Below are 11,862 nucleotides of genomic sequence, written 5' to 3'. Positions count from 1 at the left end.
ACCGTTAGATGCCATTTTTATTAATTAATTGAAACAATAATGCCTATGAAAACACTGAAACAGAAGATGCTCTCTGTACTCTTTGTGGGGTTGGCGATAGCATCGTGTACTCATGATTTCTCGGAGGGATTCCGTCCTCCAGAGATGAAGCTGACGGTATCGGAAGCCCGTACGGCATTTGAACGTGAAGCGGACGCTTTGGACATCGTTCCGTTTGGTGCGGGTGCTGTCACGCGTTCTTTGGATGATGACATTGTCATTACGCCTCTTTGGAATGAGGCTGTCAGTTTTTCCGATGCAGAGGGCGCTTATGTTGTTGTCCCTTTCAATCTGCCTTTAGGCAAGATTTTTGCAAGAAAGCAATTTGATGAGGAAATTCCCGAAGATGAGAAGTTTGCCAATACGGATATTCGCTTGTTTATAGAAAAGAAACATGAAAATGAGTATCTTTACAGCATAATCCATTTAACCGGTAATTATTCTTATGTCATGGAGGAAAGTAATGACATGGCCTCGTTGCGATTGGATGATCTGGCATCTTTCTCCGGCTCTATCCGTCATTACAGTCTGCAAGGTGAAATGATGTGGGGGGATATTTATCATCATGGGCGGATTGTGGGAAAAATTTCTGCTATACCTGAGCCAAGCAGAGAAGAGCTGGATTCTCTGAGAGACAACCGCGGCTCGGTCCGTCCTCGTGGTTATGTGACCCGCTGTGACCCTCATTTGGTGGAATATGAGATTTGTTATCATACGGGTTATCCTACGGCTGAAGGTATTGTAGAGACTCATGTAGAATGTCATTTTGAGTATCGTTGGGAGGAGTATTGTTATCAGATATGGGTTGAAGACGGTACGGACAATTATCGTTGTCCTAATTGTGGTGATCCTAATTGCAACGGTAGTTGCCGGCCTACCCCTCCAGATCCAGATGGAGGAGATGTTCAGCCGGTCTTATCTCAAAAGGCTCAGGCTATAAAGAAAAAGCTTGATGTCACATTTGCAGGTTTGATAGATAATATCAAGAAAGTGGTGAGAATGAAAGAGGGCAAGACCGGTGACGGCAATCTGGCTGAGGGCGTTTCAGACAAGGCAACCATTTCTGAAATATTATATAAGAATGTACCTTTGACTCTGACTTTCAACAGTTCGCTTACGGAATTGCAACTGATGATCGTGATGGCGCATGAATATACACATCTCGAATTGCTTGAGAAATCCAGAACCGCTGGCAGCAGCAATGAATTTGCACTTAAAGAGCCTGAATTGTTGTCAGCAATCAACAATTCGTCCGAGCCAACGGATTGGGGGAAGATAAATGACGGGCACCATGAATATATGGGCAGCCATGTGGAAAGATGGAAGAACGTTTACGAAGTGCTTTCCCCGGTCAGAGTGAGGACTTCTATAAGTATGGAAAATGGGGAGGAGGGGCTACGAGTTCTGATGCGTTTCTGAAATTGACGAAATCGGAGAGAGATAAAATTATCGAATATTTGACAAATAATAATTTATAATAATGCTTATGAAAAAGTTTATCTTGTTATATTTATTTACACTGTGTACTGTACTGTGTGCGTATTCTCAATCTGCTGTCTATGTGATTTTTACTCCTATAGAATCAGATACCAAAGGTGTAGAGCATTCCGTTTTTAATATTCATAATTTGGGCGGAGGTGTAGTTCATATTTTCACTATATTTGAACTTGCGAAAAATACTCGTAAAAAATTGTATTTTTATAGATTTGAGTATGATAATCGGAAGGACAACGTTGATAATCCATTCCAAGTTAAGTCCAAAGACTTTTTAAACTCTGTCAATCTTGTAGATTGGGATTTGGTAGAAGGTAAGACCAATGTCGAGTCTAAATTTAAATATATAATGTCTCATGATAAAATATATTTTATAGACCAGAATGAGTCTACGAATGATTCTGTGAAAATATATCCTGTAAAACGATGGGTTCCTAAGTATTAATGTTGTAGAAGCCGGTTGATAGCTTATAATTTATTTATCTAACGGTCGCTTATTCATAATATGGCTTTTAGCCGGCTTTTATCTTTAGTATATTGTATTTCTGCCATATAAGGTACTTTGTAAATATGCTGAGGGCATAAACGAACTCTCATTGATAAAGTCAATGTCTGTTGGTTTGTAACCACCAAGTAGACATGTTGTTAGCTAAAAAATAACGCTTATGAAGAAACTTATCCTATTACATCTATTTACACTATGTACTGTGCTGTGTACGTATTCCCAATCTGCTGTCTATGTGATTTTCACTTCTACGAACTCGGATGATAAAGGTGTTAATAATCTTATTTTTGATGTTCAGGATTGGGATAGGGATGCAGGGCATCTATTTAGTATATTTGAACGTGCTAAAGATACTCGTAAACAATTGTATTTTTATGATTTTATATATAAAAACCATAAGGACAACGTTGACAATCCATTTTAGGTTAAGTCCAAAGACTTTTTAAACTCTGTCAATCTTGTAGATTGGGATTTGGTAGAAGGTAAGACCAATGCCGAGTCTAAATATAAATATATAATGTCTCATGATAAAATATATTTTATAGACCGGAATGAGTCAACGAATGATTCTGTGAAAATATATCCTGTAAAACGGCGTGTTCCTAAGTATTAATGTAACAGAAGCTGGTTAATGGCTTATAATTTATCTAACGGTTGATTATTCATATCAATAATTCATCTGAGGTGATGGATTGGGGAAGATAAATGACGGGCACCATGAATATATAGGCAGTCATGTGGACAAGATGGAAGAACGTTTACAAAGTGCTTTCCCCGGTCAGAGTGAGGACTTTTATAAGTATGGAAAATGGGGGGAGGAGCTACGAGTTCTGATGCATTTGAAAATTTGACACAATCAGAGAAAGAAAAAATTAATGAGTATTTAATAAAGAACAATTTGTAACAATAGCGATTATGAAAAAAATAATTTTCTTGCATTTATTTGTACTGTATAATATATTATATGTATATTCTCAATCAAGTGCTTATGTGATTTTCACTTCTACAAAATTAGATATTAAAGGTGTGAGTAAACAAGTTTTTGAGATTAGAGATTGGGATAGAGATGCTGTTCACATATTTAGTATATTTGAACGTGCTAAAGATACTCGTAAACAATTGTATTTTTATGATTTTATATATGAAAATTTGAAGGACAACGTTGACAATCCATTTCAGGTTAAGTCCAAAGACTTTTTAAACTCTGCCAATCTTGTAGATTGGGATTTGGTAGAAGGTAAGACCAATGCCGAGTCTAAATATAAATATATAATGTCTCATGATAAAATATATTTTATAGACCGGAATGAGTCTATGAATGATTCTGTGAAAATATATCCTGTAAAACGGCGTGTCCCTAAGTTCTAATGATAAATAAAATCTGTATATTCCAACGCAATGAAAAAGCTCTATCTTAGTAAAGAACTTTTATTGGGTGGGGCAATAATTGCAGCACCGTTGTGCAGCTTGGTGATGACGGGCGTATTCCAAAATGATATGCCATTGTTCCCACTCTTGATTATTTGCCTGCTGACGCTTTTCTTCCGACTGCTATTGTTTTTGAAGACTGGCAGAAAGATAAAAGAAGTCCGTCTGACAGCTTGTGACATAGCCGTTGCTCTGTTTATAAGCTATATCTTCCTGCGATGGCTACTGCAAAGGGAAGATGTTGCGGAGCTTTCAATATTCAGATGGTTTCTGTTTGCAGTGGTTTATATTTTGGCGCGAACGGTGAATCATAAAGAAACGCTTTTTTCAGCGTTGATATTATCTGCATCATTACAAGCGGTTGTGGCCCTTTTGCAAAAAGTGGGTTGTTTGTCGAGTCTCCATCCTCTGTTTGATGTGACGGGCACTTTCAACAATCCGGGACCGCTGGGCGGGTATCTTGCTGTGGGATTGGTTGTTGCCGTTTTATTGTATGCTTCCTCTTTTCGGCATTGGAGTACGAGAACTGTCTTGAAAGTAGCTTCGATAGGTGTTATGGGAACTGCATTTTATTGGGCTGATTCACGCGCCGGTTTGCTGGCAGTTGCGGCAGGATTGCTGATGGCTTATGGGGGGAAGATGAAATTTTTCGGATGGCGTGGACGTGCGTGGTGTGTGTGTCTGTCGGTGGCGGCTGTTGCATTTGTTTGTATCCTGTTGTTTGCCTATCGCCCGTTGTCGGCCAATGCCAGGTTGCTGATATGGCGGGTCTCATCGGATATGGTGATGGACAAGCCCTTATTGGGACACGGTGTAGGGGCGTTTGAAAAGAAATACATGTTCTATCAGGCGGATTATTTCAGAAATCATCCTCAATCCGATTTTCTGAATGTAGCCGACAACGTGACTTATCCCTATAATGAACTGTTGCATATTGCAGTGGAAACCGGAATGTGCGGGCTTGTTTTGTTCCTGCTGGTGGCGGTGTCACCGTTTGTCTTTTCTGATGAAAGGACATTGAAGGCCGTATTGGCTGCTTGGCTGATATTCGCCATGTTTTCATATCCGGTCAATGTGGTGCCACTTATGATGAACTTTGCATTGTTCACAGGATTGTGTCGTGGCAAAACTGTGTCTGTTCTGGGTGTAAACAGAATTTTTTGTGGAATTGCTGTTGTTCCTCTTATGGGGTTATTGGCGGTGTGTGGCCATGTAATGTTGTTTTTCTGTGAAAGTTCAACATTGTTGATTGACGTGCTTGGCAGGAAGGTTAGGAATGTGGAGCAGGTGGATTTGTTACAAAAGCTGCCGCTTTCTTGCGAAACATATTGTATGCGCGGTGATATATATCTGGAACGGAAAAGCTATGGGCAGGCCGAGGAGTCTTATAAAGTTGCTGCAGAAATGATTCCTACACGTATACGCCCCAACTATAAACTGTGGAATCTGTATCTGTTGCAACAAGATACTGTGAATGCCCGAAAGATGGCTTTGCATATTCTGGCGCAACGGGTAAAAGTGGAGAATACATTTTCCATTAAGGTGAGGGGGAGGATGAAACAGTTTCTTGATGAAATAGATTAAAAATGATGGCGGGATTTATATTGCGGAAATATTTTAGGAATGGAGGCTTCAACGTGATTTCAGGGCTTGTTGCGGTCTTGCTTGCCTGTTCCTCCTGCTTTTCTGATTTGAAATTGGAACGGGCTCTTGTGGCTGCTGAAGAGAACAGGTCCGAGCTGGAAAAGGTGTTGAAGCACTACTCTTTGGACAGTCCTGACCGCCAGAAATATAAGGCGGCGGTTTATTTGATAAGGAATATGATGGACTGCTATTCCTTGGATTATGTGTATGGGGATGAGTACGTGCGTGTGATAGATTCTCTGAGCAATATAAACGGGACTCCCGTGCAGGAGGATTTTATGCGGGATGTTGACAGTATAAGCCGGTGCTTGAACAGAAAGATACTTCAAAGCGGTTCGGTGATAAAATGTGATTTGAGACATCTTACTGCCGGGCAGTTGATAAGACACATTGACATGAGCTTCGAGTCGCTGCGTTATCCTTGGACGAAGGAACTGGATTTTTCGGATTTTTGCGAATATGTACTGCCGCATAGGATAGGGCATGAAAGACTGGAAGAGTGGATGACAGACTATAGGAACAGCATGAAGGTCGCTCTTGACTCGTTTGCAAGGACTGCTATGGCCGATTCCTGCATTTGCAGTTATTATCTCCGCAAATATGCGGAAAGGGATTTCTTTTATACGACGATTGTACCGGAGCTTTCTCCATCGTCACTGCTTTATTCTACGATTGGCTTGGGAAACTGCAAGGAGTTACAGGCGTTGACTGTCTATTCGTTAAGAAGCCTTGGCATTCCTGTTGCCATTGATTTCACTCCCCAATGGGGAAAAAGGAGTTTGGGCCACAGCTGGTGTACACTGATCGGCAAAGGTTATCAGCTTCCGTTTCTTTTTTACGACAAAGTACCTTTGGGTGAACACCTTGCGGATATGCGGAAGCGTGACGGGCTGGCAAAGGTATACAGAAGGATGTATAGCGAACAAGAGGGCACATTGGCAAGCCTTTTGCCGCAGGAGGAGATTCCCCCACTGTTTGAGGACAAGCATTTGAAAGATGTCTCCGAGCTCTATTTCACTCCGGTGGCGGCAACGGTAAACTTGTCGTTCTCGCCTCCTGAAAAGAAGGAGTATGCTTATTTGTCTGTGTTCAATAATAAGGGATGGATTCCCATAGACTGGGGCCGTATCAAGAATGGAAAAGTTGAATTCAAGAAGGTCGCAAAGGGTAATGCTTACCTGGCCACTTATTACCATCGGGGCAAGACGTACCCGGCATCGAATCCCTTTATTGTGGAGGAGAACGGTGATACAAGGTTATTGGCCCCTGATGTCAACTCCTTTACTTCTGTTTTTTTAAGGCGGAAATATCCCGACAAGAAGCATGTCTATGAATTGTCAAGGAGTCGGACGGTAGGAGGCCGTTTTCAGATAATGGCTGATGTCTCCGAGCGATTTACCGATGTATGTACGATAGATGAATTCCCGGAAACACTGGCTCCGGTTTCGATTGTATTTGATACTCCTGTGGAGGCAACGGCACTCAGATACCTGTCTGCTCCTGACTCGAATGTCTTTCTGGCAGAGCTGGAATTGTATGACGAGCAGGATAACTTGGTTGAGGGGGAGATAATCGGTACGGATGGTAGTTGGTATGGCAATGGCCGTGACAAATATAAAGTGTTTGACCATGATATGTTGACCTACTTTGATGCGCCTGTATCCTCTGGTGGTTGGGTAGGACTGTCATTCGGTCGCGTCCGGAAAATAAAGAGGATAGTATATGCTCCTTACAATGATGATAATGGGATAAACAAGGGGGAGCTGTATGAATTGTTCTATTTTGATGCGGGCTGGGTTTCGCTGGGAGAGAAGTATGGTGACAGTTCGTATACAATGAACTATGACAGGGTGCCTCGGAATGCCTTGCTTCTGTTGAGGAACAAGACGAAAGGACAGGAGGTGCGTATATTTACACAGGAGGATGGAAAGCATGAATGGTGGTGAATCTGATATGAATCATGAAATGAATGATACGGTTTCCTTATTGTTGATGGTGACGATGTTCCAGTCTGTAGCCAGCCTGCTAATAGGGATATTCGGCTATAGCAGAAACTTTGCCGTTTTCGGTGTTGCTTTCCTTATGGTCGGATTTGTAATGCGGTGGGCCGCTCAATTTTTAATGATAAGTTTTCATTGGTGTTTTATTAAAATTGAGCCACTAATGTAGCTCCTTCTAACTCCTGACTATAAGGAATGCAGGTTAAATCAAAGAACCGTATGCTTGACTTTGAACTTTAGCCTCAATCTTTAGCTATTCCCGTTTCAATCATTAACAGAAAACATTCAAACTATTAAAGAAAAACTTTCGAAGTATAAAGGATAAAGTGGGTAGATATAGGGAGAAAAAGTGCTCTTCAGTCTTGGTCTGTCTATCCCAAGCCTTGGGATAGACAGACCAACCCCTGGGATACATGTCCGCAGGCTGGGGATAAACTTTGTGTAACATAACTCCTGAATAGGGATTGTGCAGGCTGTGTTATTCATAATTGGAGGAAAAGAAGTTTCATTGCCTTCCCCGATAAATAGGGCGATACAGAAAAAAGGTGAAGGATGTGCAGGCTGACAGCAGAAAGATTATTTCAGAGAACATAGTTGCCGACAGGTCAAAGCTAAAGATTATTTGTGTATTTTTGCACCGAATTTATTTCGGTAGGATACCTTATGAGAGGCAATACCGGGGGAAAAAGCGCAAAGCAATGAATATAACTGAACTGCAACAATCTTATGCTTCCCATCCCAATGTAGAGGGGGTGTGCAGGCTTCTGAAAGATAACTCTGTCCGTCACCTATATTGCGGAGGTTTATATGCCTCTGCCGCTTCTTTGTTTTCGTCTGTATTGGTTCAGTGGGCTACTTGTCCGCTCGTTTTCATTCTGGGCGATATGGAGGAAGCCGGTTATTTCTATCATGATTTGACGCAGATATTGGGGACAGAGCAGGTATTGTTTTTTCCTTCTTCATTTCGCCGCGCCATCAAGTACGGGCAGAAGGATGCGGCAAACGAAATACTCCGTACAGAAGTGCTGAGTCGCCTGCAAAAAGGAGAAGAGGGGCTTTGCGTGGTGACCTATCCGGATGCGCTGGCCGAAAAGGTGGTCTCTCGTAAGGAACTGGGGGAGAATACACTGAAACTGCATGCAGGCGAGAGGGGGGATATGGACTTTGTGACGGACGTATTGCGCAGCTACGGTTTCGAATATGTGGATTACGTTTACGAGCCGGGGCAGTATGCCGTTCGTGGCAGTATTATCGACGTCTTTTCCTTCTCTTCCGAATATCCCTTCCGTATAGACTTCTTCGGCGATGAGGTGGAAAGCATCCGTACCTTCGAGGTGGAAACACAGCTCTCGAAGGAGAGGAAAGAAAGCATCGTGATAGTTCCCGACTTGAGCCATAGCCTGGAAAAAAGGGGAAGCGGCGGCATGGTGTCGTTCCTCGATTTCCTTCCGTCGGACAGCTTGCTTGCCATGCGCGATTTCCTCTGGCTACGCGAACGCATCCAGACCGTGCACGACGAATCGCTCACCCCACAGGCCATCGCTGCCCGTGAGTCGGAGGAGAATGGAGCCATCACGCTGGAAGGCAAGCTGATTGATGGTGGCGAGTTCACCCTGCGCGCCCTCGATTTCCGCCGGATGGAGTTTGGCAACAAGCCCACCGGAACACCGGATGCCACCGTCTCGTTCCATACTACGGTACAGCCTATCTTCCATAAAAACTTCGACATGGTGGCGGAGAGTTTCCGCGAATACCTCTCCCGTCACTACACCATCTACATATGCAGCGACAGCCTGAAACAGACCGACCGCATCCGTGCCATCTTTGAGGACCGTGGAGACAACATATCCTTTACCGCCGTAGAACGGACACTGCACGAAGGCTTTGCCGACGACACTTTACGTATCTGTATCTTTACCGACCATCAGTTGTTCGACCGCTTTCACAAGTATAACTTGAAGAGCGACAAGGCACGCGGCGGTAAGGTGGCCTTGAGCCTGAAGGAGCTGAACCAATTCACCCCCGGCGACTATGTGGTGCATACCGACCACGGTGTGGGGCGTTTTGCCGGACTGGTACGTATCCCCAACGGTGACACCACGCAGGAGGTGATGAAGATTGTCTATCAGAACGAAGATGTGGTGTTTGTCTCCATCCACTCTCTGCACAAGGTTTCCAAGTACAAGGGAAAGGAGGGTGAAGCGCCCCGCCTCAACAAGCTCGGCACCGGAGCCTGGGAGAAGCTGAAAGACCGCACCAAGACGAAGATAAAGGATATTGCCCGCGACTTGATAAAACTCTACTCGCAACGCCGCGAGGAGAAGGGGTTCCAATACAGTCCCGACAGCTTCCTGCAACGGGAGTTGGAAGCCTCCTTCATCTATGAGGATACCCCCGACCAAAGCAAGGCTACTTCCGACGTGAAGGCTGACATGGAGAGTGCCCGCCCGATGGACCGCCTTGTGTGCGGTGACGTGGGTTTCGGCAAGACGGAGGTGGCTGTTCGTGCCGCTTTCAAGGCTGTGGCGGACAATAAGCAAGTGGCTGTACTAGTGCCCACTACCGTACTTGCCTATCAGCATTTCCAGACCTTCAAGGAGCGATTGAAAGGCTTGCCTTGCCGGGTGGAGTATCTGAGTCGTGCCCGCACCGCTGCTCAGGCAAAGGCTGTAGTGAAAGGGCTTGCCGAAGGGGAAGTGAATATTCTTATCGGTACCCACCGTATCCTGGGAAAAGACGTTAAGTTCAAAGACCTTGGTTTGTTGATTATTGATGAGGAGCAGAAGTTCGGCGTCTCCGTCAAGGAGAAACTCCGCCAATTGAAGGTGAATGTGGATACGCTGACCATGACGGCTACACCCATTCCCCGTACCTTGCAGTTTTCGCTGATGGGTGCGCGCGACTTGAGCGTCATCCAGACACCGCCGCCTAACCGCTATCCCATCCAGACGGAAGTGCACACCTTCAACGAGGAAATCATTGCCGACGCCGTCAATTTTGAGATGAGCCGTAACGGGCAGGTATTCTTCGTGAATAACCGTATTTCCAATCTGTTTGAGTTGAAGGCCATGATAGAGCGGCACATTCCCGACTGCCGTGTCTGTATCGGACACGGACAGATGGAGCCTGCCGAACTGGAGAAGATAATCTTTGATTTCGTCAATTACGATTACGACGTGCTGCTTGCCACTACCATCATCGAAAGTGGCATCGACATACCCAATGCCAATACCATTATCATCAACCAGGCGCAGAACTTCGGCCTCAGTGACTTGCACCAGATGCGCGGACGTGTGGGGCGGAGCAATAAAAAAGCTTTCTGTTACCTGCTGGCACCGCCTTTGTCCTCCCTTACTCCCGAAGCAAAACGACGCCTGCAAGCCATCGAGAACTTCTCCGACCTGGGCAGTGGCATCCACATTGCCATGCAAGACCTTGACATCCGTGGTGCAGGCAATATGCTCGGTGCCGAACAGAGCGGTTTCATTGCTGACTTGGGCTACGAGACTTATCAAAAGATTCTCTCCGAAGCTGTGCATGAACTGAAGACCGACGAGTTTGCCGACCTTTATGCCGAAGAACTGAAAGCAGACGGAGGCGTCATCAGTGGAGAACAGTTTGTCGACGAATGCCAGGTGGAAAGCGACCTTGAACTTCTGTTGCCTGCCGATTACGTGACTGGCAGCAGCGAGCGTATGTTGCTCTATCGCGAGTTGGACGGATTGACACTCGACAAGGATGTGGATGCTTTCCGTTCCCGCCTCGAAGACCGCTTCGGCCCGATTCCTCCCGAAACGGAAGAACTGCTGCGCATCGTTCCCTTGCGACGCCTGGCTGCCCGCCTCGGCGTGGAGAAAGTCTTTCTGAAAGGTGGGCGCATGTCCCTGTTCTTCGTCTCCAATCCGGACAGCCCGTACTATCAGAGCCAGGCTTTCGGTAAGGTCATTGCCTACATGATGAAATATACCCGTCGTTGCGACCTGCGCGAGCAGAACAACAAACGGAGTATGCTGGTGAAGGATGTCAGGACGGTGGAAGAAGCTGTCTGTGTGTTGCAGGAGGTAGTGGCAATGCAGGTGGAGGAGTAACTGTTGCCACTCCTGCCACTAACGTCCGAACTGCAAGGAGAATCCCAAATTGAAGAAAGTGATGTTGTTTTTGAACCAGCTATGATCTACTCCGTCATCATAGCCGTCCGTGTTGTAAAGTCGTGCATCGGGGTTGGCAAACCAGTCTGCTGTTAGGAAATCACAGCGAATCATACCCGAGAGTTTACAGCTGATGCGGAACTCATAGCCTGCAGCGAAAGTTATTCCACAATATCCTTTATGGAAAAGGTGTCCGTTCCGTTCACCGCGTTTATATGTCCGTTCTTGATAGTTCATATACCCGATGCCGAATGATAGGAACAGTCCTTGATTACCGTTGCTCCACAAGGGACGGTATGTGATGTTGGGGCGTATGCAGTGCAGATGTGCCTTATCCGGCAGGCGGGCCATGCGCAGATAGTCATATTGAAGTCCCACGGCAAATAGGGGCGTGATGTAGTAGCGGCCTTCTGTCATGAGGTCATATCCCACCCGGTTGCCGTTCTTGCTGAAGAAGTCGTTGCGGTTTCCTTCTACATGGGGCAAGGAAACACCGCCACCAAGGATGATGCTGTAATTTTGCGGTAGGCATTCGCTTTGTGCCAGCATCCCTGTCACTCCGATGGAGAGTAGGGATAGGCAGAGGAGGAGGAATCGTTTCATG

At 45.2% G+C, this 11,862-nt stretch carries 8 protein-coding genes; 7 read left to right on the top strand and 1 reads right to left on the bottom strand.

Going from position 1 to position 11,862, the window contains the following annotated elements; translation table 11 throughout:
* Positions 1–45 precede the first annotated feature (45 nt).
* The 7 genes from DWY57_RS14780 (at position 46) to mfd (ending at position 11,198) form a co-directional block, all read left to right on the top strand.
* Positions 46–1,458, top strand: a complete 1,413-nt coding sequence (locus DWY57_RS14780; RefSeq protein WP_119961983.1) for a hypothetical protein — start codon at positions 46–48, stop codon at positions 1,456–1,458.
* A gap of 67 nt (positions 1,459–1,525) precedes the next feature.
* Positions 1,526–1,978, top strand: a complete 453-nt coding sequence (locus tag DWY57_RS14775; protein WP_133302459.1) for a hypothetical protein — start codon at positions 1,526–1,528, stop codon at positions 1,976–1,978.
* A 220-nt stretch (positions 1,979–2,198) separates the two neighbouring features.
* Entirely contained in the window at positions 2,199–2,462 is a 264-nt protein-coding gene (locus DWY57_RS14770) for a hypothetical protein (RefSeq protein WP_117600959.1), read from the top strand.
* A 491-nt stretch (positions 2,463–2,953) separates the two neighbouring features.
* Complete coding sequence (locus DWY57_RS14765; RefSeq protein WP_117600958.1) at positions 2,954–3,406, top strand: hypothetical protein; 453 nt, start codon at positions 2,954–2,956, stop codon at positions 3,404–3,406.
* A 30-nt stretch (positions 3,407–3,436) separates the two neighbouring features.
* Positions 3,437–5,050 carry an O-antigen ligase family protein gene (locus DWY57_RS14760; protein WP_131226002.1) on the top strand — a complete coding sequence of 538 codons (1,614 nt, stop codon included), beginning with the start codon at positions 3,437–3,439 and terminating at the stop codon, positions 5,048–5,050.
* 2 nt (positions 5,051–5,052) lie between these two features.
* Complete coding sequence (locus DWY57_RS14755; RefSeq protein WP_119961980.1) at positions 5,053–7,056, top strand: hypothetical protein; 2,004 nt, start codon at positions 5,053–5,055, stop codon at positions 7,054–7,056.
* A gap of 752 nt (positions 7,057–7,808) precedes the next feature.
* Positions 7,809–11,198: a transcription-repair coupling factor gene (gene mfd / locus DWY57_RS14745; protein WP_119961978.1), complete on the top strand. Its 3,390-nt coding sequence runs from the start codon at positions 7,809–7,811 to the stop codon at positions 11,196–11,198.
* Positions 11,199–11,216: 18 nt separating this feature from the next.
* Here the strand turns inward: mfd and DWY57_RS14740 are convergent, their stop codons facing one another.
* Positions 11,217–11,861 (bottom strand): hypothetical protein, encoded by a 645-nt coding sequence (locus DWY57_RS14740; protein WP_119961977.1) that lies wholly within the window; start codon positions 11,859–11,861, stop codon positions 11,217–11,219.
* Position 11,862 lies beyond the last annotated feature (1 nt).

It is taken from the genome of Bacteroides sp. AF25-5LB, assembly GCF_003602965.1.
Lineage (GTDB): Bacteria > Bacteroidota > Bacteroidia > Bacteroidales > Bacteroidaceae > Bacteroides > Bacteroides uniformis.
This window is presented reverse-complemented; position numbering and strand designations above follow the sequence as displayed.